Below are 21,579 nucleotides of genomic sequence, written 5' to 3'. Positions count from 1 at the left end.
TAATTGCAAAATTATCAACTGCTTAGCCTGTTGGTTGTGCTGCAGGGTGATGGGCACTCATTATGCTGCACTGGCAAGATCCAAATGGTAACAAATCGGCCTGAATGAACAGAAACGAAACACCCGCTAACGGAGCAGATCGCTCCTCCCGTCTTATGAATCAAGCAAGACTCCCCGCCAGACGGTTGTCCGTTGCACCTATGCTGGATGGGCGCCACTGTTTGTAAAATATTTTACTTATCAATATATTGGTGATTTTGTTTTTATGCTGTAGCACTTTGGAATGCACCAAATAAAAAAGCCGCCTGGGGATGCCCGGCGGCTTTCTTAATTATCGATACCCCCATTTATTGGGGCAACTTAGAGCGTGGCCAAGCGTCAGAATCTCGGCCGACGCAGTCAACTGGTAGGAGCCAAATAATGACCGCTTTGTGCGGTATATCGGGCATGCCACTACCGAAATTTTGTATTACGGCTGGCTGGATACTGCCATCGTTGGGCGCAGACGAATGGAAGAGGTCAGTTTGTTCCACAGCGCCACGGCTTCGTCATTGCTCAGGCTGGGGTGGGTCGCACCTACCGTGTCATCAACCACCCCGGTTTCCATCCGGATATCCACCACCGGATGCTGGAAGTCGAATGTGGGCTTGCCCGCGTAATTGAACTTGAACTGGTGATGGGACGGCGTGTCTCCATCTTCCGGCATGCGTGCCAGCGCTTCATCGCCCTGCCAGCCTGCAATGGTGCGCGGCCCCTTTTGCAGCATGTCGATACGGTGCCATAGCGTGCCCTTATCAAGTACGTCGGCAAACTGCTTGCCTTCATTCAGCGACCATTCCAAGGTGTTGCTCTTGTCGTAGTGCTTGGTCTTGAACGAGGAGAACGAGAAACTCACATCAGGGAATTCTGGGAAGCGAAAACCGATGGCGACGCGCTCCTGATATTGCGGAGTCATACCGGAGAAAAAGCCAGCCTCGATGCAAATGCCGGGTTCAGTTGGCACTGCTTCATCGGTGCGTTCGCGCAGGCGGCTTGCGACATCTTGAAGGATGGCGACATCCTTTTTGTAGAGGGTCTTGTCGTACTTCAAGCCCATGGGGGCGGCATCGTCCCGTGTTGCAAGAGTAGTACCACGTGCTGATTGTACGTAAGCATTGTTCCCTAAACGGATATAAGAATAGAGATTAGCACCGTACGTATCATCACTGCGCTCATACCCCACCACTATTTTGCTACTTGGGTTGGGGCCATCAAAGACACCAATAAACAGCGATGGCTCCGTTCGATGCTTTTCCTCTTTCAGCTCCTTGATTTTGTCACTGATTTCAGCAGATATTTTCCTTCCCTCGCCTGGATAGGAAACAATTTCGTAGTCAATATCACTCGGCCCCCACATCACCTCCGCCCGCTTGGGCACGTCGATCAGATAGCGCCCAAAGCAGACGGGCTTGGTATCACGGAATAGTGCTTCGATTTTCTTGGGTGTGGCATCCATGGTGTAAGTCCGGTTACGGAGCGGGTCCGAGTAAACATAGTAGGCAATGGCAAGCGCGGCACAGCTCAGGCCGCCGCGCAGCAGCCACTTCCAGGGGTGGTCGATTCGCCTCATGCTTCCTTCCATTTCATTTGCTTGGCAATCTGGATAATGCTGTACAGCGTGGAGGCGATTGCCTTGTCGTTTTGGTAACTGGCCTGGTGTTCATAGCCGGTCTGGCGGAATACACCCTTGAATATGCCGCTGCGCAGCTGATCGTCGGCCGACAGCATGGGCACGGTCTGGTCGCCGGGGTCGGTTGGGCGGCGGATAAAGGCACTGATGCCTTCCGGATAAGAACCGGCGGCTGGCTTGGCCTGCGGGTTCATCAGCTGCAGATTGCCTTGCTCCGAGTCATCCACAATCTGAAGCACATCAAGATTTGCTACGGCCTGCCGTGCCTTGACTTCCCACATCACGTTCTGGAACGCCTTGCGGTTGTTATCGCAGCCGTAGTGGGCATAGCTACAGGGATGGTAATAATGGGCGATGTCTTGGTGAAAATCTCGTGAAACACTGAGAAGCTTTCGTGTTCTTTCAACCCCGGCAATTTTATCTCCCGCTGGATTAATCCACCCTTCCCGGAGTAACCCCCACCACACATCGGCGCGCTTGTAGATCTCATCGTAGGGGTCTCTTGCAGGTAACTGCTTCAACACTTTGCCGCCGCTATCGATGATCCGCAGCCAGTTCGGGCCATAGGCGGTACTGGGCAGCAGTTGCAGCCCTCCCGGCGCATTGGCCAGCACTGGCATCACCTTGGGCCCCGTATTGCCGACTACCCAGTCGGCAATGCCTCCGCCCTCGAAACCAGCCAGCATGCGCCGGTAGGCGGCAGCAGCGCCGATGGCCGGCATCACGCCATGCACGATGCCCAGCACCTTGTCCTGCAGGTTGCCATAGGAGGGATGACAGATCGCGCGGCCAACCAGCCCGCCCATGGAGTGGGTCACCAGGATGACCTTTTCGCACTTGGCTGTTTTCTGGTAGCGCGCAATCACGGCATCGATACGTTTGGCCAGCAACTTGGCCGCTTCGCCGTTGGATTGCAGCCAGTTATAGCCGAAGGCATGTACCGGGAACCAGCAACCATTCGTGGTCTGCTTGAGATCGGCCTCGCTCAGTTTTGGCAATGCGCTAGCCGCCTGCCAGTCCTTGGGATCGACGCCAACGACTTTCTTCCAGTCGGGCTGCAACTTGCCATTGCTGAACATCCGGTTCAGCAATGTTTCGAAGGTGTTGAGTACTTGCCCATAGCTGCCAAAAAACACCTCGCCCCAGCCTCGCTGCCGGGCTTCTTCCTTGCTCAGCCCCGTACTTTTGTCCGGATCGGCGTTGTCATGTCGATCGGCGGCGCTTTCTTTCTTATCGCCAGTGGGGTTGCTCTTCGGGTCGTACAAGTCGACCATGGTGGCAGAGGGGTCAAGCTGGAGCTGGCGCTCCGCGGGTGATGCGTTGCCGAGCTTGATTGCCTCCATCTTGGAGTCCGGTCGCCATGCGATGTTGTTTTTCTTTTTCAGTCGCTGTTGGCGTTCCGGAGACATGCGCAGGTTACTGCCCATGATGCCGGGGATGAAAATGACAGGGATGACCCGCTCCGGCGCCATGTAATGGTTTTGCACCGTGTTGGCCGACTTTGGGGTCAGGTAGCCTTCGCTGTATTGCTGGCCTTGTTTGTTGGTCTTGGCCGAGTAAGACTGTTGAATTGCCATGATGAAATTCCGGACTCAGGACTGTTCGGGGAGCAGCTCTACCTTATAACGGGCAAAACCGATGGCAGACTGCAGTTGTTCGGCTTGGCCGCTGGCATTGGTCTTGCCTTCCAGCACCCGGCCATCTTCCAGACGCAGGCGATAATGGCGGTTGGCGATGGGGTCACCACTACCGTGCCAAGACAACTGTATCTTCTGATCGAAGTCGGCTTTACCTGCGTGCAGCGCATTCTGGGGAGATACCGAGGCTGGGCCATCCATGGCATGACTGGCGGCATGTTGGGTGTGGGCACCACTGGTACGGGTAGTAATTCCCCCGCCGTATTCCGCGCCAGCGTTTTGTGCCCGCAGGGTGATTTTGGGCGCATCCAGCACGATCTCTTCCAGGGCATACAGGTGCAGTTTTTTGGCCGCACCTATTTCGATGTCACCGCTTTGCGCCAGAATGCGAATCTTGCCTGCCGCTGCGATCAGTTTCATGCCCAGCTGCTGTACGAAGATGGAAAGCGATTGACCAACCCGCATGCGCAAGTGCTGGCCGACACTGAGATTGTTGTCTTTAGCAATCGCCTGATCATGGTTGCTACCAGCTGTCACCGTGATGTTGGCTTCGCTGGCCAGTGCAATGCCCTGGGGGGCAGCTATGGCCAACAGGGCTTTGCTGCCGGACTGCCGGTTTTCGCTGTATTGCTTCCGCCTTCCCACTGCTGCATGTCTTCCAGCAGCTGTTGTTGTGGTTTGGTGTCTGTACTGTCGGCCTCGTGCTGCTCGGCCTGTGCTGCCAGCGACTGGGCAATGGACAGCGCCATTTGCAGCTGCGACAACAGCTCCTCGCGATCCAGTTGTTTGCCTGCTGCGGCATTCCTGCCATGCGCGGTCAATAACAGCCCCTGGGTGGCGCGCAGGGCACCGCTCAAATCCGTACGGAGTTCAAACCCTTCCCCGCGTGGCTCGGCTTTGCCGTCCTGCCGCGGGTGGGCGAGGTAGCCCTGGTTCAGCTGGGTGTGGCCGTGTTCGGATGACAGCTTGGCGCGCACCTCGCCAGGGGTGTCGTCGAACAGCAGTTCGTTGTACTGGCCGCCGTGGTGTTCCTTGGATTTGATGCCTGACAGTGTGCGGTTGGCGGGCAGGCTGCCGGCACCGCTGAACGCCGGCGGCGGGTGGCTGCCGTTGTACAGCACGCCGGTAATCACCGGCCTGTCGATGTCGCCTTCGATGAAGTCGACCAGCACTTCCTGGCCGATGCGCGGGATGAACTGGTGGCCCCAGGCGGCGCCGGCGGAGGGCATGGCGACGCGCAGCCAGCAGCTGGAGCGCTCATCGAGGTTGGCGCCGCTGTCCGGGTGCTCGTCCGGCCGCTGCCAGTGGAACTGCACCTTGATGCGGCCGTGGGCGTCGGTGTGCACTTCTTCATTGGCCGGGCCGACTACCGTGGCGGTTTGTGCGCCGCGGGCGGTGGGTTTGGCGTGGCTGGAAGCGGCGTAGGGCGGGGTGAGCGGCAGGCCGCGGCGCTGGGCGTCGAACTCGCTGCGGAACGGCGCCTCATCCTCTGCGGCCAACGTTGGCCGCAAGGCCGCTGGCAGGTTGCGGGCCAGCTCGGTCGGCAGGTTGTTGCGTACGGTAAAGCGCTGGCGGGTGACCACGAATTCGCGCTGCTCGGCGCTGTCGCCGTCGTGCGCCGGGTGCTCGTCGAGGCGGAACCACTGCCCGGCGCCGAGGCCGCGCACCGAGCCGCCGCCGGTAAAGGTCTTGGCCTGTGCATCGTGTGCCTGCTGCCGCAGCCGCGCGTAGTGGCTGAGCTGCTCGGCGTCGCTGGCGTAGTAGGCGCCGGGGGCATCGTAGTGTTGCAGGCTGCTCTGCAAGCGGCTGCCATCCAGGCCTTGCTCGATGGCTGTGTCATCGCCACTGTGACCGGTGGCCACCGGCTGGTAGTCGAAGCTGGCCAGCGCCATGCTGCCGGGCACGATCCGCCGCACGCCGTCCCAACGCGTTAAACCATCTTCGTCCTCGGTGGCATCGCTGCGGTGGAAGCGCACCCGCGCAAGGTTGGCCGCAGGCAAGGAATACGGGTCGTCGAAGGCGATCAGCTTGACCTGCGGCGTGTCGCCATCCAGGTGTTCGTAACGCCAGCTGAGGCCCTCTTCGCGCAGCAGGCGGCAGACGAAATCGTGGTCCGATTCGCGGTATTGCAGGCAGTAGCTGCGCGCTGGCAACGGCGCGGACAACACGAAGTCCAGGCTCTGCAGCGCGGCGAACACCGGGTTGGCGGCGGCGTGCTCGGCAAAGATCTGCCGCACGATGGCATCCACCGACAAATCCTGGAACACCCGCGAAGTCTGGCGCAGGCGCAGCAGTGCGAACGGAGGCTCCACCGTCAGCGCGTATTTGGCAAAACCGCCATCGCTGCCCAGCGCCTCGGCAGCGCTGACCACGCCACAGCGCAGGCTCTCGCTGCCATCGGCGCCAGCGATGCCGAGCCGCACCGGCAGGCCGAGCAGCGTCTTCAGCTCGATGCTGTCACTGGAGGATAGGCACTCGACGCGGAAGCGGTAATCGCCGGCCAGTGCTTCGTCGCCTGTCAGGCTCAACGGCAACAGCGCCTCGCCCCAGCGGCTGCCGTCGCCCAGTTGCAGGCTGAGCAGGCGCTGCTCCTGGCTGAAGGCGGAGGCGAAGCTGGCGAGCAGGTCGGGGAGGTTCATGGGGGGATGGGGCTTAAATGACAACGGGTTATTGTATGTCTTTGGCCTTTTTATGTCGATTGCATTGCGGTTGTCGGGAAGTTGGGCGCAGCGGTTGCGTGAGGCCGGAGGAAAAGCCTTGAGATGGTGTAACGACGGGGAAGCGCGATATGACCGAACTGGCTTGCAGGCCGCCCAACGGACAGACTATTCCTTGACCCGGGCAGATAGGGGGCGGGATAATTACAAGGTTTTCAATCGCTTAGTCAGTTAACCGTGCTGCGCAATCAAGGTAATTCGTTGTGTAGCACCGGCATGGCATCAATGGTCAAGAATCGGCCTGAATGAACAGAAACGAAACAGCAGCTAACGGAGCGGATTGCTCCACCCCTTTCATGAATCAAGCTACACGCCCCGCCAGACGGTTGTCCGTTGCACCTATGCTGGACTGGACCGACCGCCACTACCGCTACTTCGCCCGCCTGATCACCCGCCATACCTGGCTGTACACCGAGATGGTGACCACCGGCGCGCTGCTGCACGGCGATGTGCCGCGGCATCTGCGTTACCACGAGGCGGAGCACCCGATTGCACTGCAGCTGGGCGGCAGCGAGCCGGCGGAGCTGGCGCAGTGCGCGCAACTGGCGCAGCAGTGGGGCTATGACGAGGTGAACCTGAATGTGGGTTGCCCGTCGGAGCGGGTGCAGAAGGGCGCGTTCGGCGCCTGCCTGATGGCCGAGCCGCAGCTGGTGGCCGACTGCGTGAGGGCGATGCGCGATGTGGTGGATATCGACGTGACGGTGAAGCATCGCATCGGCATCGATCACATCGACAGCTACGACTACATGCGCGAGTTCGTCGATACCGTGGCCGAGGCCGGCTGCCGCACTTTCATCGTGCATGCGCGCAATGCCATCCTGAAGGGCCTGAGCCCGAAGGAAAACCGCGAGATTCCGCCGCTGAAGTACGACTATGTCTACCGCCTGAAGCAGGAGCGGCCGGAGCTGGAGATCATCATCAACGGCGGCATCAAGAGCAATGCCGAGATCGCCGGCCACCTGCAGCACGTGGATGGCGTGATGGTTGGCCGCGAGGCGTATCACAACCCCTATTTGATGGCGGGCTGGGATGCCGACTTCTACGGCGATGCCAGCCCGGTGCACTCGCGCGGCAAGGTGGTGGAGGCGCTGCTGCCCTACGTGGCCGAGCGCTTGCAGGATGGCAGCAGCGTGCGCCACATCGCGCGCCACGTGCTGGGGCTGTTCCATGGCGAGCCGGGCGGCCGCCAGTGGCGGCGCCTGCTGTCCGACGCCAAAGAGCTGAAGGACGCCGACGAGGGCCTGTTCATCCGCGCGCTGCTGGCGACTCAGGGCCAGCCGGTGTGCTGATTGAGCACTTCGAAAAACGCCCGCTTTCGTTGCGATACTGCGTTACTCACTATTGTTCCTGCTTGCATATCAAGCATATGCAGCGTCGGTAGTTTCATGCGCGCCTTGTCTCGCTTGGAAACCGGGGCTTTTCGAGCTACCCATTTGTTAACATGATGCCTTTCCCGCCCGGCATGCCCGGGCGTTTTCACTGCCGGGGCGCCTGAAGGCGGCCGGTGGGTTTGGAGCAAGCATGATTGAAAAACTGGTGCTGGCCAGCAATAACGCCGGCAAGTTGAAGGAGTTCTCGGCGCTGCTGGCGCCGCTGGGCGTGCAGGTGATTCCACAGGGGCAGTTGAACGTGCCGGAGTGCCCGGAGCCGCACGCCACCTTCCTGGAAAACGCGCTGGAGAAGGCGCGCCATGCCTGCCGCGTTACCGGCCTGCCGGCGCTGGCCGATGATTCCGGCATCTGCGTGGCCGCGCTGGGCGGCAAGCCCGGCGTGCTGTCGGCGCGCTATGCCGGCGAGCCGAAATCGGATGCGCGCAACAATGCACAGCTGATCGCCGACCTGCAGGGCCAGGCCAATCGCCGCGCCTACTACTACTGCGTGCTGGTGCTGCTGCGCCATGCCGACGACCCGCAGCCGCTGGTGGCGGACGGCGCCTGGTATGGCGAGGTGGTGGACAGCCCGTCCGGCAACGGCGGCTTCGGCTACGACCCGCACTTCTGGCTGGCGGAACACGGCTGTACCGTGGCCGATCTGCCGGCCGGGGTGAAGAACGGCATCAGCCACCGCGGCCAGGCCATGCAGGCGCTGCTGGCCAAACTGCAGGCGCAGCTGGCATGAGCGTGATCGATCTGTCGGCGCTGAAAGGCGGTTTACGCGAGTTGCCGCCGCTGTCGCTGTACATCCATTTCCCGTGGTGTGTGAAGAAGTGCCCGTACTGCGACTTCAACTCGCATGAGTTCCGCGCCGGCAGCATCCCGATTGCCGCTGCGGCCAACGTTGGCCGCAGCCGGGTGGGCGAGGGCTTCGACGAGATGGCCTATGTCGAGGCGCTGCTGCGTGATTTCGAATACAGCCTGCCGTCGATCTGGGGCCGGGCGATCAGCACCATCTTCATGGGCGGCGGTACGCCCAGCCTGTTCAGCCCGGAGGCGATGGACGCGCTGCTGGCCGGCATCCGCGCCCGCGTGCGGCTGCAGCCGGATGCCGAGATCACCATGGAGGCCAACCCCGGTACTTTCGAGCTGGAGCGCTTTCGCGGCTACCGCGATGCCGGCATCAACCGGCTGTCCATCGGCATCCAGAGCTTCAACCCGCGCCACCTGCAGGCGCTGGGCCGCATCCACGACGACGCCGAGGCGCGCCGCGCGGTGGAAACCGCGCTGACGCACTTCGACAACGTCAACCTCGACCTGATGTACGCGCTGCCGCAGCAGACGCTGGCCGAGGCGCTGGCGGATATCGACACCGCGCTGTCGTATGGCGTCAGCCATATTTCCGCCTACCACCTCACCATCGAGCCGAACACGCTGTTCGCGGTGCAGCTGCCGCAGAACCTGCCGGACGACGAGCTGTCCGCCGACATGCAGGAGGCGATCGAGGCGCGGCTGGAAGGCGCCGGCTTCGTGCACTACGAAACCTCCGCCTTTGCCAGACCGGGCCGCTTTGCGCGCCACAACGTCAACTACTGGCAATTTGGCGACTATGTCGGCATCGGCGCCGGTGCGCACGGCAAGATCAGCTCGCACGAGGGCATCGTGCGCGAGATGCGCTACAAGCAGCCGGCCGCCTATATGCAGGCAGTGGCCGACGGCAAGCCGGTGCAGAGCAGCCACAAGGTTGGCCGCAAGGACCTGCCGTTCGAATTCATGATGAACCTGCTGCGTCTCACCGGCGGCTTCGAGCTGCGACTGTTCAGCGAGCGCACCGGTTTGCCGGTATCCTGCATCCAGTCGCAATTGCAGCAAGCGCGGGCGGAAGGGCTGATCGAGCACGATCTCACCCATCTGCGGCCAACCCTGAAGGGCCAGCGCTTCCTGAATGACCTGTTAACCCTGTTCCTGCACGAAGAAGGAGAAAACTGAAATGGCTAAAGAGATCATCCACACCGACAAGGCCCCGGCAGCAATCGGCGCTTACTCCCAGGCAGTAAAAGCCGGCGACACCGTGTACCTGTCCGGCCAGATTCCGCTGGACCCGGCTACCATGACCGTGGTTGAAGGCGGTTTTGCTGCCGAGGCGCATCAGGTATTCAAGAACCTGAAAGCCGTGTGCGAGGCCGCCGGTGGCAGCCTGGACCAGATCGTGAAGCTGAATGCCTTCCTGACCGACCTGTCCAACTTCGCCACCTTCAACGAAGTGATGAGCCAGTACATGAGCCAGCCGTTCCCGGCCCGCGCCGCTATCGGCGTGGCCAGCCTGCCCAAGGGCGTGCAGGTGGAAGCCGATGCGGTAATGGTGCTGGGCAACTGATCGCCTGCCAGCCCGGCTCTGCCCGGTAGTGAAAAGCGGCCTGCGGGCCGCTTTTTTTGTGCCCGGATTTTTTCATGCCGGATGAAAACAGAGTGTTCGGCGGCTGACCAGGCCCTGCGGCGGGCCTGCGGTTACACTGGCAGACATTGCCAAGGAGCCCGCCATGATTGCCGAATCCACGCTGCTGCTGTTCCTGATGACCGTGCTGATGCTGTTCCTGTCGCCGGGGCCGAACATGGCCTTCCTGCTGTCGCACAGTGCTGCGATGGGGCCGAGCGGCGGTTATGCGGTAGCGCTGGGCATTGCGCTGGCCGATGTGGTGCTGACCGTGCTCACCGCCAGCGGCGTTACCGCCATGTTGGCCGCATGGCCGCCGATGTTCGACCTGCTGCGGCTGGCCGGTGCCGTGTACCTGGGCTGGCTGGCGTGGCAAGCCTGGCGCAGCGGTGGCATGGCGGCGCTGACGCAGGCGCCGCGGCGCAGCCATCGCCAGGTGGTGCGCATGGCCATGTTCAACAGCCTGCTCAACCCCAAGGCGCTGCTGTTCTTCATGGTGTTCCTGCCGCAGTTCGTCGAGGCCTCGCGTGGCGATGTGGCGCAGCAGGTGCTGCTGCTGGGGGTGATCCTGTCGCTGGTAGGCTTGCTGTTCAATATCACGCTGGCGCATGGCAGCGGGCTGATCGGGCGCAAGCTGGCTGCGGCGCCGCAGTTCGCCCTCTGGCAGGGGCGGGTACTGGCACTGGTGCTGCTGGGCCTGGCGCTGCGCCTGCTGCTGTTGCAGCGCCCCAGCGCGCAGTAAGGGTTTGCGGCCAACCTTTGCATTATCACGCCGGCGGCGCGCTGTTGCGGCCGGCAAAACAATCTGTTTGGCTGCGGCCCCTTTCTTGCTTGCCGATGGCATGGCCTAATGCCGGCATCACCCGCCTACCATGGAGCCACGCATGCCTGCGAGCTATCCCTACCAGATCGTCAACGTGTTCGCCGAAAGCCGCTTCGGCGGCAACCCGCTGGCGGTATTCACCGCTGCAGAAGGGCTGTCCGATGACGACATGCAGCTGATCGCGCGCCAGTTCAACCTGTCGGAAACCGTGTTCCTGCTGCTGGGCGATGCCGAAGCGGTGGCCAGCCTGCGCATCTTCACCCCCAGTTACGAGCTGCCCTTCGCCGGCCATCCCACCATCGGCAGTGCCGCGGTGCTGCATGCGCTGCAGGGGCTGGGCGATAGCTTCACGCTGCGTACCAGGGCCGGGCTGATTCCGATCCGGCGCCAGGATGGCGTGTTCCGCCTTACCGCGGTGCCGGCCACGCAGCGTGCGGCCAACCTTGCCGCCGACGATGCCGCCGCCATGCTGGGCATCGCCGCTGTCGACATCGCCGCCGAGCCGATGTGGGTGAACGCCGGCAGCGAGCAGCTGCTGATCCGCCTTGCCAGCCGCGAGGCGGTGCTGGCGGCGCGGCCGCAGCACGAGCTGTTTGTGCGCCATGCCACCCTGCGCCCGGGGCGCAGCGTCGCCTACCTGTGGCACGCGGCGGGCAACGTGGCCACCGTGCGGCTATTCTTCGAGCAGCAGGGCGCCGTCATCGAGGACCCGGGCACCGGCAGCGCCTGTGCCAACCTGGGCGGCTGGTGCGCGCTGAACGGCCTGGCGCCGCTGTCGTGGCGCATCGAGCAGGGCGAGGCGATCCGCCGCCCCAATGTGCTGTACCTGAACGTGGCCGCCGACGGCACGGTGCAGGTAGGCGGCAAGGTGCAGCCGCTGGGCGAGGGCATCTTCCGCTTGCCCTGAGCGGCGGCGTTTTCCACAATCATCAAGCGGCCGGACGGCCGCTTTTTCCATGAAGGAACCCGCATGCTACCCGATCGTTTCGCCGTCGTTTCCGACATCCACGGCAACCTGCCGGCGTTGCAGGCGGTGCTGGCCGACATGCACGGCCGCGGCGTGAGCCAGGCGGTGAACCTGGGTGACATCCTGTCCGGCCCGTTGTGGCCGGCAGAAACCGCCGACCTCCTGATGGGCTTGAACCTGCCCACCATCGCCGGCAACCACGAGCGCCAGCTGCTGGCCTGCCAGCAACAACCCGGCGGGCCATCCGACCAGTACGCCTACGAGCAGACCTCGCCGCTGCAGCGCGCCTGGCTGGCCGTGCTGCCCGGCGCCTTGCGCATCGGCGATGTGCAATTCACCCACGGTACGCCGTCCAGCGATCTGCAATACCTGCTGGACGACATCGCTGCGGCCAACCTGGTGCCGGCCGGCCTGGACACCGTGGCGCAGCGGCTGGGTTCTACTACTGCCACGCTGGTGTTGTGCGGCCACAGCCACATGCCGCGCATCCTGCAGCTGCCGGGCGGGCCGCTGGTGCTCAACCCGGGCAGCGTGGGCCTGCCGGCCTACGACGATACCGACGGCGGCTACCACCGCGCGCAGACCGGCGCGCCGCATGCCAGCTACGCCATTGCCGAACGGGTAGCCGCCGGCTGGCAGGTGCAGCTGCTGCGCGTGGCCTACGACTGGAATGCCGCTGCGGCGCAGGCGGCACACAACGGCAGGGATGACTGGGCGGCCTGGCTGCAAAGCGGCATGGTCACCCGCCGTGGTCTGGACATTGACGCTGACACAAGTGCCTGATAATTTTGCGATTGCGGCTAGAGCTGCAACACCAAACCGGCGTTTGAATGGCATGAGGGGTGCCTGCGCCGCACACAATACGAGGAAAAACACAGATGAACACAATCGGCAAACTGGCTGCCATCGGCGCGCTGCTGCTGGCGACCCAGGCGGCATCGGCCGCTACCGCCGCCGGCACCTGGAAAACCATCGACGACGAGAGCAAGCAGCCCAAGTCGCTGGTGGAAATCAGCGAAGCCGGCAACGGCGAGCTTACCGGCAAGGTGGTGAAGCTGTTCAACAACCCGGACGCGGTGTGCGACAAGTGCGACGGCGGCCTCAAGGGCAAGCCCATTGTCGGCATGACCATCATGACCGGCCTGAAGAAGGACGGCGAAAACTGGGATAACGGCAAGATCGTCGACCCGAAATCCGGCAAGGTGTACAGCGTGAAGGCCAAGCTGGTCGACGGCGGCAAGAAGCTGGAAGTGCATGGCTACATCGGCTTCTCGCTGCTGGGCCGTACCCAGGTGTGGGAACGCCAGTAAGGCGGCAGCTGGTTGGCTGCGGCCAACCTTGCACGGCAAACGGGATGGCGCCAGCCATCCCGTTTGCTTTTGGCTTAGGTACAATCGCTGGCATGAACCATCCCGTCGACATCGCCAGCCTGCCGCCCGCGGCGCCGGCCGCCACCGCCAAGAAACTGGAGAAGCTGGGCATCCGCCGCCGCTTCGACCTGGTGCTGCACCTGCCGCTGCGCTACGAGGACGAAACCCACCTCTATCCGATTGCGCAGGCGCCGTATGGCCAGGCCGTGCTGGTGGAGGGCGAGGTGACGCAGTGCGAGGTGCAGTTCCGCCCGCGCCGCCAGCTGGTGGCGCAGATCGAGGACAAATCCGGCAAGCTGGTGCTGCGCTTCATCCATTTCTACCCCAACACCCAGCAGGCGCTGGCCAAGGGCAGCCGGGTGCGCGCACTGGGCGAGATCCGCCGCGGCTTCTTTGGCGACGAGATGGTGCACCCCAAGCTGCGCAGCGTGCGCGAAGGCGAGGCGCTGGCCGACAGCCTCACCCCGGTGTACCCGACGGTGAACGGACTGACCCAGCCGGTGCTGCGCCGGCTGATCCACGCCGAACTCAAGGCGCTGCCGCTGCCGGAAACGCTGCCGGACGAGGTGCGGCGCAGCCTGGGGCTGATGCCGTTTGCCGACGCGGTGCAGTTGCTGCATCGGCCCGGCCCGGAATACTCCGCCACCCAGCTCACCGACGGCAACCTGCCGGCCTGGCAGCGGCTCAAGTTCGACGAGCTGCTGGCACAGCAGCTGTCGATGCGGCTGGCCTACCGTGCGCGGCGCGAAGGCACCGCACCGGTAATCAGTGGTGATGGCAGCCTGCGCAGCCGGCTTGCGGCCAACCTTCCTTTCGCGCTGACCGGCGCGCAGCAGAAAGTCCTGGCCGAGATCACCGCCGACCTGGCGCTGCCGCATCCGATGAACCGCCTGCTGCAGGGCGACGTGGGCAGCGGCAAGACCATCGTGGCGGCCATGAGCGCGCTGGCAGCCATCGAAGCCGGCTTCCAGGTGGCGCTGATGGCGCCTACCGAGATTCTGGCCGAGCAGCACTACCTCAAGCTGTCCGCCTGGCTGGCACCGCTGGGCATTGAAGTGGCCTGGCTGTCCGGCAGCCTGCGCAAGAAGGCGCGCGGCGAGATGGCGGCCAATATTGCCAGCGGCAGCGCGCGGCTGGCAGTGGGTACCCACGCGCTGTTCCAGGACGATGTGTCGTTCGAGCGCCTGGGGCTGGTGATCGTCGATGAGCAGCACCGCTTCGGCGTCGGCCAGCGGCTGGCGCTGCAGCAGAAGGGCGCCGAGCCGCACCAGCTGATGATGTCGGCCACGCCGATTCCGCGCACGCTGGCGATGAGCTTCTATGCCGACCTGGACGTGTCGGTGATAGATGAACTGCCGCCGGGACGCACCCCCATCGTCACCAAGCTGATCAGCGCCGAGCGCCGCGACGCGGTGGTGGGCTATGTCAACAAGACCTGCGGCGAGGGCAACCAGGTGTACTGGGTGTGCCCGCTGATCGAGGAATCGGAGGCGCTGCAGCTGCAGACCGCAGTGGATACCCACGTGGTGCTGCAGCAGGACTTGCCGCAGTGGCGCATCGGCCTGGTGCACGGCCGCATGAAGGCGGCGGAAAAGGCGGCGGTGATGGCACAGTTCGCCGCCGGCGAGCTGCACATCCTGGTGGCCACCACGGTGATCGAAGTCGGCGTGGACGTGCCCAATGCCAGCCTGATGGTGATAGAGCACGCCGAGCGCATGGGCCTGGCGCAGCTGCACCAGCTGCGTGGACGGGTAGGGCGCGGCGCCGCCAAATCCACCTGCGTGCTGCTGTTCGAAACGCCGCTGTCGGAGCTGGCCAAGGCGCGGCTGAAAGTGATCTACGAGAACACCGACGGCTTCGAGATTGCGCGCCAGGATCTGAACATCCGCGGCCCTGGCGAATTTCTCGGCGCGCGGCAGAGCGGCCTGCCGATGCTGCGCTTTGCCGACCTGGAAGCCGATATCGAACTCTTGGAAGCTGCCCGCCAGCTGGCGCCGCAACTGCTGCAACGTTGGCCGCAGCAGGCGCACGCCCACCTGGTGCGCTGGCTGGCCGGGCGCGAGCACTTCCTCAAAGCATAAGGTTGGCCGCATGCGGCCAACCTTGGGGTAATAAAAAAGGGCTGCCAGTGGCAGCCCTTGTCATGTGCGGCGTGGCGATCAGCTCACCAGCTTGATACCGCAGTAGTACATGCCCAGTGCCAGGCACAGGCTGGCCGGCAGGGTCAGAATCCAGGTCAGCGCGATGGTTTTCACCGTGGAGAAGTGGATGCCGGCGCGGTTCACCAGCATGGTGCCGGCCACGGCGCTGGACAGGATCTGGGTGGTGGATACCGGGGCGCCGATCAGGCTGGCCAGGCCAATAGAGGCGGCCGACATGATCTGCGCCGCCATGCCCTGGGCGTAGGTCATGTCCTGCTTGCCGATCTTCTCGCCAATGGTGTGTACCACGCGCTTCCAGCCCACCATGGTACCCATGCCGATGGCCAGCGCCACGGCGATGATCACCCAGGTCGGTGCGTATTCGGTGATGGTGGCCAGATCTTTCTGCATGCCCTTGAGCTGCTTCTGGTCCACTTCGCTGATGCCCGGCACCTTGCCGATTTTCTTCGCCGCGTCGGCCAGGCAGATCAGCTGGGTGCGGGTGGCGCTGCGGGAGGCTTCCGGCAGCTGCTGCAGGGTTCTGGCATCGCCGATGGCGGACAGCAGCGCGGCGCTTTCAGCCACGACCTTGTTCACTTCGCAGGTGTGGTTGCCGCCGGCCGGGTACTTGGCATCGATGATGGCCTGGTTGCGCTGGTACATCTCCTTCAGCTGCACCACGGCGATCTTGGTGTGTTCGATCTGGATCGGCTCGGCGTCCAGGTTCACCACGAACTGAGCCGGTGCCAGGGCGATCAGCACCAGCATGACCATGCCCACGCCCTTCTGGCCGTCGTTGGAGCCGTGGGTGAAGCTCATGCCCATCGAGGACACGATCAGCATGAAACGCGCCCAGAACGGCGGATGCTTGCGGCCTTCGATCTGCTGACGCTGGAACGGCGACTTGTGGATGTTGCTCAGCGGGCGGATCTTCAGCAGCGCGAACAGCAGCAGGCCGGCGAGGCCGGCGCCGAAGATCGGCGAAACCAGCAGCGAGGTGAATACCTCGATGGCCTTGTTCCAGTTCACGCCGTTGGCGATGGAGTCACCGGTGATCAGCGAGTTGCCGATGCCCACGCCCAGGATGGAGCCGATCAGGGTGTGCGAGCTGGAGGCGGGGATGCCGAAGTACCAGGTGCCCAGGTTCCAGATGATGGCGGAGGCGAACAGCGAGAACACCATCACCATGCCCTGCTTGGACTGGATGTGCAGCAGCAGCTCGGTGGGGATCAGGTTCACGATGGCGTAGGCCACGGCCAGGCCGCCGAAGAATACGCCGAGGAAGTTGAAGCAGCCGGACAGGATTACCGCGGTCTGCGGCTTCATCGACTGAGTGTAGATAACGGTAGCCACCGCGTTGGCAGTGTCATGAAAACCGTTGATGAATTCGAAAGCCAGCACGAAGACAACGGAAAGAACGAGGGCAACTGCCAGGGACGTGTCGAGTCCCGAGAACAATTCCAGCATGATTTGGGCTGTAGTGATTTGGAAAGCCGGGATTCTTGGGGCTGCAACATGACACGTCAAGTGCTTGTAATAAACTTTTTGTCCGCGGTCGGAAACTTGCCGGAAAGCGGCCTGTCCGCCTTGACAAAAGGGTATTTGGAGTCGTTGCAGGTATTTGATGCAAAAAGAAAAAAGCCCTTGCGGCGCAAACCGTAAGGGCTTTGTAACATTGCTGTAATATTAACCGAATTTACCGGTGATGTAGTCTTCGGTTTCCTTGCGCTTGGGTGCGGTAAAGATGTTGTCGGTATCGCCGAATTCCATCAGCTCGCCCAGGTACATGTAGGCGGTGTAGTCGGACACCCGTGCCGCCTGCTGCATATTGTGGGTCACGATGGCGATGGTGTAGTCCTCTTTCAGCTCGTGGATCAGCTCTTCGATGTGGCCGGTGGAGATCGGGTCCAGTGCCGAGGTCGGTTCGTCCAGCAGCAGCACTTCCGGGCGGGTGGCCACGGCGCGGGCAATGCACAGACGCTGCTGCTGGCCACCGGACAGCGAGTGGCCGGACTGCTTGAGCTTGTCCTTCACTTCGCCCCACAGCGCCGCCTTGCGCAGCGCCCATTCCACGCGGTCGTCCATTTCCGCACGGCTCAGGTTCTCGTACAGCTTCACGCCGAAGGTGATGTTGTCGTAGATGGACATCGGGAACGGGGTGGGCTTCTGGAACACCATGCCTACCTTGGCGCGCAGCATGTTCACGTCCACGTTTTTCGCCAGCAGGTTCTGGCCATCCAGGCGGATTTCACCCTCGGCGCGCATGCCAGGGTACAGCTCGAACATGCGGTTGAAGGTACGCAGCAGGGTGGACTTGCCGCAACCGGACGGGCCGATGAAGGCGGTGACCTTGCCGGCGGGAATATCCAGGTTGATGTGTTTCAGCGCGTGAAACTTGCCGTAGTAGAAGTTCAGGTCTTTGACCTGCAGCTTGATGTCGTTGGTGGTCATGAGTCGTCAAGCCTCAGTGGGATTGGGATTTCTGGCTGCCAAGCCAGCGGGCGATGATGTTGAGTGCCAGTACGCTGAAGGTGATCAGGATGGAACCTGCCCACGCCAGGTTGTGCCAGTCTTCGTACGGGCTCATGGCGAACTGGAAGATCACGATCGGCAGGTTGGCCATCGGCTGGTTCATGTTGCTCCAGAACTGGTTGTTCAGCGCGGTGAACAGCAGCGGTGCGGTTTCGCCGGAAATGCGTGCCACCGCCAGCAGGATGCCGGTGATCACGCCGGACTTGGCGGCACGCAGCGTCACGTACATCGTTACCTTCCATTGCGGGGCGCCCAGTGCGTAGGCCGCCTCGCGCAGGCTGCCCGGTACCAGGCGCAGCATGTTCTCGGTGGTGCGCACTACTACCGGAATCACCAGCAGCGCCAGCGCCAGGGCACCGGCCCAGCCGGAGAAGTGGCCAACCGACACCACGTACACCTCGTAGATGAACAGGCCGATCACGATGGACGGTGCCGACAGCAGGATGTCGTTGATGAAGCGGGTGGCCGGTGCCAGCCAGCCGCGGTCGCCGAACTCGGCCAGGTAGATGCCGGCCATGATGCCGATCGGGGTGCCGATCAGGGTGCCGAAGAAGGTCATCTGCAGCGAACCGGCAATGGCGTTGGCCAGGCCACCGGCGGAGCCGGGCGGCGGGGTGATCTTGGTGAACACCGCCGGGGACAGGCCGGACAGGCCGTGCTGCACCAGCGTCCACAGGATCCACAGCAGCCAGAACAGGCCGAACGCCATGGCCAGGATGGAGGCCAGCATATTGAACTTGTTTACCAGGCGGCGGCGCGCATAGATGGCGCGGCTGCGGTGCGTCGAATTAGCCATGGGCTTTTTCGCTTTGTCGTTTTGCGCAACAGTCATGGTCATGTGGCCCCCTCAGGATGCGCGGCCTTCCTGCTTCTTCAAGCGCAGCAACAGCAGCTTGGAGCAGGCCAGCACAACGAAAGTAATAAAGAACAGGATCAGACCCAGTTCAATCAGCGACGCCATGTACAGGTCGCCGTTGGCTTCGGCGAACTCGTTGGCCAGGGTGGAGGCGATGGAGTTGCCGGCATCGAACAGGCCGGTGGAGAAGGTGGAGGAGTTACCGATCACGAAGGTTACCGCCATGGTCTCGCCCAGCGCGCGGCCAAGGCCCAGCATGATGCCGCCGACTACGCCGGTCTTGGTGAACGGCAGTACCACGTAGCGCACGACTTCCCAGGTGGTGCCACCCAGGCCGTAGGCGGATTCTTTCAGCATCGGCGGAACCACTTCGAATACGTCGCGCATTACCGAGGCAATGAAGGGAATCACCATGATGGCCAGGATCAGGCCGGCGGTGAAGATGCCGATGCCCATCGGCGCACCCTGGAACAGGAAGCCGACCAGCGGCAGGCCGCCCATGTGCTCCAGTACCCACGGCTGCACGTGTTCGCTGAACAGCGGGGCGAACACGAACAGGCCCCACATGCCATAGATGATGGAAGGAATGCCGGCCAGCAGTTCTACCGCGATACCCAGCGGGCGCTTGAGCACCGGCGGACACAGTTCGGTCAGGAACAGGGCGATGCCGAAGCTGACCGGTACGCCGATCAAGAGGGCAATAATGGAGGTGACCAGGGTGCCGAAGATGGGCACCACGGCGCCGAATTTTTGCGCTACCGGATCCCAGGCGGTGCTGGCCAGGAAGCCGAAGCCGAAATGCTTGATGCTGGGCAGGGCGCCTACCAGCAGGGACAGCAGGATACCAAGCAGCAGGGCCAGTACCAGGAAGGCGAAGCTTCGGGTCAACAGGCGGAACAGGGCGTCGAGCAGCATCTGCCGTTTGAGGTGCGCTGCGTTCTGGGTATTTTCCATGTTGCTCACAATCGCGGTTTGATTTAGAGCCGGTTTACGATCTCGCCAGCCAGGGTGAAGCAAGGCCTTTAAACGCCGTATCGCCAAAGCGCAGCAGATCGTAATCAGGTTCTCAGATAAAAAGCCGGGAGCGGGGCTCCCGGCTTCATCTGGCTGTCAGCTGGGACAGCTTATTTCCATACCGGGGTGCCGGAGGCGTTGGTGATCTGCTTCCAGCTGGTGTGGATCAGAGACTTGACATTAGTCGGCATCGGCACGTAGTCAAGCTGGTTGGCAGTGGCATCGCCGTTGGCGTAGGCCCAGTCGAAGAACTTCAGTGCTTCGGTAGCCTGTTCCGGCTTGTCCTGCTTCTTGTGCATCAGGATGAAGGTGGCACTGGCGATCGGCCAGCTGTCCTTGCCCGGCTGGTTGGTCAGGATCAGGTAGAAGTCCTTGGTCTTGGCCCAGTCGGCGCCGGAAGCAGCTGCCTTGAAGGTGCTGTCGCTCGGCTGAACGAAGGTGCCGGCAGCGTTCTGTACTGCAGCGTGCGCGATCTTGTTCTGCTTGGCGTAAGCGTATTCCACGTAGCCGATGGCACCCTTGATGCGGGTTACATAGTTGGCCACGCCTTCGTTACCCTTGCCGCCCACGCCGGTCTTCCAGTTCACGGCGGTGTTGGAGCCGATGGCGCTGCTCCATTCCGGCGATACCTTGGACAGGTAGTTGGTGAATACGAAGGTGGTGCCGGAGCCGTCGGAACGACGTACCACGGTGATTTTCTGGTCCGGCAGCTTCACGCCCGGGTTCAGCTTGGCGATGGCGGCATCATTCCAGTTGCTGATCTTGCCCAGGTAGATGTCGGCGATCAGGGCGCCGGTCAGCTTCAGCTGGCCAGCGGTAACGCCCGGCAGGTTGACTACCGGTACCACGCCGCCGATCACGGTCGGGAATTGGGTCAGGCCGGACTTGTCCAGCTCTTCCGGCTTCAGCGGCATGTCGGAGGCGCCGAAGTCAACGGTCTTGGCCTGGATCTGCTTGATACCGCCGCCGGAACCGATGGACTGGTAGTTCAGGTTGTTGTTGGTCTTGGCCTTGTAGGCTTCGGCCCACTTGGCGTACAGCGGGTACGGGAAAGTAGCACCAGCGCCGGTGATGTCGGCGGCAGCCGCGGTACCAACAACAAAAGTGGACAGTGCCAGGGTAACAGCCCAACGAGTAGCGAGTTTCATGTGTGCTCCAGGGTGAAGGACGCGTTTCGATGGAGCGGATGCTAGTGGCTTCAGATTTCAGAAATATTACAGTTCGTCACATTGCGGGGGCGGGTGACGCTTGCTGATATACTGGCGGCAAATCGAATAACGCCATAACGGAGACAGGACAATGCAAGCCAAGCTGGTGCTGGGTAACTGGAAGATGAACGGCCGCCATGCGGCCAACGTATCGCTGCTGCAGAGCATGCTGGACGATGCGGATATCAACCGCGAAGGCGTGGGCATCGCCGCGCCGTACCCTTACCTGGCACAGCTGGCCGCCATGTTCGCCGGCAGCAAGCTGGCCGTTGCGGCGCAGGATGTCAGCCGCTATGCGCTGGATGGCGCCTTTACCGGTGAAGTCTGCGCCAGCATGCTGGCCGACATGGGCTGCCGCTACGTGCTGGTCGGCCATTCCGAGCGCCGCCAGTATTTCGGCGAGAACGACGCCTGCCTGCGCGAGAAACTGCAGGCCGCGGTGGCGGCCGGCATGGTGCCGGTGTACTGCGTGGGCGAGACACTGGAAGAGCGCGAGGCAGGCCGTTTTGCCGAGGTGGTGGGCGAGCAGCTCAAGACACTGGATGCCATCGCCGGGCAGGAATACGTGGTGGCCTACGAGCCGGTATGGGCCATCGGCACCGGCCGCGTGGCCAGCATCGAACAGATTGATGCGGCGCATCAACTGATTCTGGAGCGCGTGTTGCAATGCCATGGGGCGTCTGCTAGTATTCGCGTCCTCTATGGCGGAAGCGTCAAGGCTGACAACGCCGACGCAATCCTGTCTCTGGCAAGCGTAGGTGGCGCACTGGTTGGCGGTGCCTCGCTTGAAATCAAAGGCTTCGGCAAGATTTGTCAGTCCGCTAAAAAGACTTTATAA

Annotated in this window: 18 protein-coding genes and 1 pseudogene; 11 read left to right on the top strand and 8 right to left on the bottom strand. The window is 62.6% G+C overall.

Annotated features, from left to right (window positions below):
• Positions 1-469 precede the first annotated feature (469 nt).
• The 3 genes and pseudogenes from PSELUDRAFT_RS02475 to PSELUDRAFT_RS02465 all read right to left on the bottom strand — a co-directional run.
• Positions 470-1,609 (bottom strand): T6SS immunity protein Tli4 family protein, encoded by a 1,140-nt coding sequence (locus tag PSELUDRAFT_RS02475; RefSeq protein ID WP_088965349.1) that lies wholly within the window; start codon positions 1,607-1,609, stop codon positions 470-472.
• Positions 1,606-3,246: a triacylglycerol lipase gene (locus PSELUDRAFT_RS02470; RefSeq protein WP_088965348.1), complete on the bottom strand. Its 1,641-nt coding sequence runs from the start codon at positions 3,244-3,246 to the stop codon at positions 1,606-1,608. Before PSELUDRAFT_RS02470 ends, PSELUDRAFT_RS02475 begins: the two co-directional genes overlap by 4 nt.
• 231 nt (positions 3,247-3,477) lie before the next feature.
• Positions 3,478-5,945 (bottom strand): annotated as a pseudogene (locus PSELUDRAFT_RS02465) (type VI secretion system Vgr family protein); the annotation flags it as partial.
• 419 nt (positions 5,946-6,364) lie between these two features.
• Here PSELUDRAFT_RS02465 and dusA point away from each other — a divergent pair.
• The 9 genes from dusA to recG all read left to right on the top strand — a co-directional run bounded on the left by dusA (position 6,365) and on the right by recG (position 15,071).
• Complete coding sequence (gene dusA, locus PSELUDRAFT_RS02460) at positions 6,365-7,312, top strand: tRNA dihydrouridine(20/20a) synthase DusA (protein ID WP_231895285.1); 948 nt, start codon at positions 6,365-6,367, stop codon at positions 7,310-7,312.
• Between the two features lie 232 nt (positions 7,313-7,544).
• Positions 7,545-8,141: an RdgB/HAM1 family non-canonical purine NTP pyrophosphatase gene (gene rdgB, locus PSELUDRAFT_RS02455; RefSeq protein ID WP_088965346.1), complete on the top strand. Its 597-nt coding sequence runs from the start codon at positions 7,545-7,547 to the stop codon at positions 8,139-8,141.
• Positions 8,138-9,385, top strand: coding sequence for a radical SAM family heme chaperone HemW (hemW, locus tag PSELUDRAFT_RS02450; RefSeq protein ID WP_088965345.1), 1,248 nt, complete (start codon positions 8,138-8,140; stop codon positions 9,383-9,385). Before rdgB ends, hemW begins: the two co-directional genes overlap by 4 nt.
• A gap of 1 nt (position 9,386) precedes the next feature.
• Positions 9,387-9,773 carry a RidA family protein gene (locus tag PSELUDRAFT_RS02445; protein ID WP_088965344.1) on the top strand — a complete coding sequence of 129 codons (387 nt, stop codon included), beginning with the start codon at positions 9,387-9,389 and terminating at the stop codon, positions 9,771-9,773.
• 163 nt (positions 9,774-9,936) lie between these two features.
• Entirely contained in the window at positions 9,937-10,572 is a 636-nt protein-coding gene (locus PSELUDRAFT_RS02440) for a LysE family translocator (protein ID WP_088965343.1), read from the top strand.
• A 142-nt stretch (positions 10,573-10,714) separates the two neighbouring features.
• A complete protein-coding gene (locus tag PSELUDRAFT_RS02435; RefSeq protein WP_088965342.1) occupies positions 10,715-11,560 on the top strand; it encodes a PhzF family phenazine biosynthesis protein in 846 nt (281 codons plus the stop codon).
• A gap of 63 nt (positions 11,561-11,623) precedes the next feature.
• Positions 11,624-12,403 (top strand): metallophosphoesterase, encoded by a 780-nt coding sequence (locus PSELUDRAFT_RS02430; protein WP_088965341.1) that lies wholly within the window; start codon positions 11,624-11,626, stop codon positions 12,401-12,403.
• Positions 12,404-12,498: 95 nt separating this feature from the next.
• The gene (locus PSELUDRAFT_RS02425; protein WP_088965340.1) at positions 12,499-12,930 is read left to right on the top strand and encodes a DUF2147 domain-containing protein; all 432 of its coding nucleotides are present in this window, start codon (positions 12,499-12,501) and stop codon (positions 12,928-12,930) included.
• Between the two features lie 92 nt (positions 12,931-13,022).
• Positions 13,023-15,071: an ATP-dependent DNA helicase RecG gene (recG, locus tag PSELUDRAFT_RS02420; protein WP_088965339.1), complete on the top strand. Its 2,049-nt coding sequence runs from the start codon at positions 13,023-13,025 to the stop codon at positions 15,069-15,071.
• Positions 15,072-15,149: 78 nt separating this feature from the next.
• On the opposite strand, the gene PSELUDRAFT_RS02415 is transcribed toward recG, so the two are convergent.
• Positions 15,150-16,457, bottom strand: coding sequence for an inorganic phosphate transporter (locus PSELUDRAFT_RS02415; protein WP_231895284.1), 1,308 nt, complete (start codon positions 16,455-16,457; stop codon positions 15,150-15,152).
• Between the two features lie 42 nt (positions 16,458-16,499).
• On the opposite strand from PSELUDRAFT_RS02415, the gene PSELUDRAFT_RS19565 reads away from it, so the two are divergent.
• Positions 16,500-16,793, top strand: a complete 294-nt coding sequence (locus PSELUDRAFT_RS19565; protein WP_162291232.1) for a hypothetical protein — start codon at positions 16,500-16,502, stop codon at positions 16,791-16,793.
• A gap of 24 nt (positions 16,794-16,817) precedes the next feature.
• Here the strand turns inward: PSELUDRAFT_RS19565 and pstB are convergent, their stop codons facing one another.
• From pstB to pstS, 4 genes are all read right to left on the bottom strand, one after another.
• The gene (gene pstB / locus PSELUDRAFT_RS02410) at positions 16,818-17,582 is read right to left on the bottom strand and encodes a phosphate ABC transporter ATP-binding protein PstB (RefSeq protein WP_088965337.1); all 765 of its coding nucleotides are present in this window, start codon (positions 17,580-17,582) and stop codon (positions 16,818-16,820) included.
• A gap of 13 nt (positions 17,583-17,595) precedes the next feature.
• Complete coding sequence (gene pstA, locus PSELUDRAFT_RS02405; protein ID WP_197693924.1) at positions 17,596-18,459, bottom strand: phosphate ABC transporter permease PstA; 864 nt, start codon at positions 18,457-18,459, stop codon at positions 17,596-17,598.
• A 51-nt stretch (positions 18,460-18,510) separates the two neighbouring features.
• The gene (pstC, locus tag PSELUDRAFT_RS02400) at positions 18,511-19,473 is read right to left on the bottom strand and encodes a phosphate ABC transporter permease subunit PstC (protein WP_088968357.1); all 963 of its coding nucleotides are present in this window, start codon (positions 19,471-19,473) and stop codon (positions 18,511-18,513) included.
• Between the two features lie 170 nt (positions 19,474-19,643).
• Positions 19,644-20,681: a phosphate ABC transporter substrate-binding protein PstS gene (gene pstS / locus PSELUDRAFT_RS02395; RefSeq protein ID WP_088965336.1), complete on the bottom strand. Its 1,038-nt coding sequence runs from the start codon at positions 20,679-20,681 to the stop codon at positions 19,644-19,646.
• A gap of 151 nt (positions 20,682-20,832) precedes the next feature.
• Between pstS and tpiA the strand changes: the two genes are divergently transcribed.
• Complete coding sequence (tpiA, locus tag PSELUDRAFT_RS02390) at positions 20,833-21,579, top strand: triose-phosphate isomerase (protein ID WP_088965335.1); 747 nt, start codon at positions 20,833-20,835, stop codon at positions 21,577-21,579.

It is taken from the genome of Vogesella sp. LIG4, from assembly GCF_900090205.1.
Taxonomy (GTDB): domain Bacteria; phylum Pseudomonadota; class Gammaproteobacteria; order Burkholderiales; family Chromobacteriaceae; genus Vogesella.
The sequence above is the reverse complement of the archived record's forward strand: the minus strand, read 5'-3'. Positions and strand labels throughout refer to the sequence as shown.

Excerpts from the sequence above, each read along its gene's own strand:
- PSELUDRAFT_RS02475 (WP_088965349.1), bottom strand. The coding sequence starts at position 1,609 with ATGAGGCGAATCGACCACCCCTGGAAGTGGCTGCTGCGCGGCGGCCTG.
- PSELUDRAFT_RS02470 (WP_088965348.1), bottom strand. The coding sequence starts at position 3,246 with ATGGCAATTCAACAGTCTTACTCGGCCAAGACCAACAAACAAGGCCAG.
- dusA (WP_231895285.1), top strand. The coding sequence starts at position 6,365 with ATGCTGGACTGGACCGACCGCCACTACCGCTACTTCGCCCGCCTGATC.
- rdgB (WP_088965346.1), top strand. The coding sequence starts at position 7,545 with ATGATTGAAAAACTGGTGCTGGCCAGCAATAACGCCGGCAAGTTGAAG.
- hemW (WP_088965345.1), top strand. The coding sequence starts at position 8,138 with ATGAGCGTGATCGATCTGTCGGCGCTGAAAGGCGGTTTACGCGAGTTG.
- PSELUDRAFT_RS02445 (WP_088965344.1), top strand. The coding sequence starts at position 9,387 with ATGGCTAAAGAGATCATCCACACCGACAAGGCCCCGGCAGCAATCGGC.
- PSELUDRAFT_RS02440 (WP_088965343.1), top strand. The coding sequence starts at position 9,937 with ATGATTGCCGAATCCACGCTGCTGCTGTTCCTGATGACCGTGCTGATG.
- PSELUDRAFT_RS02435 (WP_088965342.1), top strand. The coding sequence starts at position 10,715 with ATGCCTGCGAGCTATCCCTACCAGATCGTCAACGTGTTCGCCGAAAGC.
- PSELUDRAFT_RS02430 (WP_088965341.1), top strand. The coding sequence starts at position 11,624 with ATGCTACCCGATCGTTTCGCCGTCGTTTCCGACATCCACGGCAACCTG.
- PSELUDRAFT_RS02425 (WP_088965340.1), top strand. The coding sequence starts at position 12,499 with ATGAACACAATCGGCAAACTGGCTGCCATCGGCGCGCTGCTGCTGGCG.
- recG (WP_088965339.1), top strand. The coding sequence starts at position 13,023 with ATGAACCATCCCGTCGACATCGCCAGCCTGCCGCCCGCGGCGCCGGCC.
- PSELUDRAFT_RS02415 (WP_231895284.1), bottom strand. The coding sequence starts at position 16,457 with ATGAAGCCGCAGACCGCGGTAATCCTGTCCGGCTGCTTCAACTTCCTC.
- PSELUDRAFT_RS19565 (WP_162291232.1), top strand. The coding sequence starts at position 16,500 with ATGAAAACCGTTGATGAATTCGAAAGCCAGCACGAAGACAACGGAAAG.
- pstB (WP_088965337.1), bottom strand. The coding sequence starts at position 17,582 with ATGACCACCAACGACATCAAGCTGCAGGTCAAAGACCTGAACTTCTAC.
- pstA (WP_197693924.1), bottom strand. The coding sequence starts at position 18,459 with ATGGCTAATTCGACGCACCGCAGCCGCGCCATCTATGCGCGCCGCCGC.
- pstC (WP_088968357.1), bottom strand. The coding sequence starts at position 19,473 with ATGGAAAATACCCAGAACGCAGCGCACCTCAAACGGCAGATGCTGCTC.
- pstS (WP_088965336.1), bottom strand. The coding sequence starts at position 20,681 with ATGAAACTCGCTACTCGTTGGGCTGTTACCCTGGCACTGTCCACTTTT.
- tpiA (WP_088965335.1), top strand. The coding sequence starts at position 20,833 with ATGCAAGCCAAGCTGGTGCTGGGTAACTGGAAGATGAACGGCCGCCAT.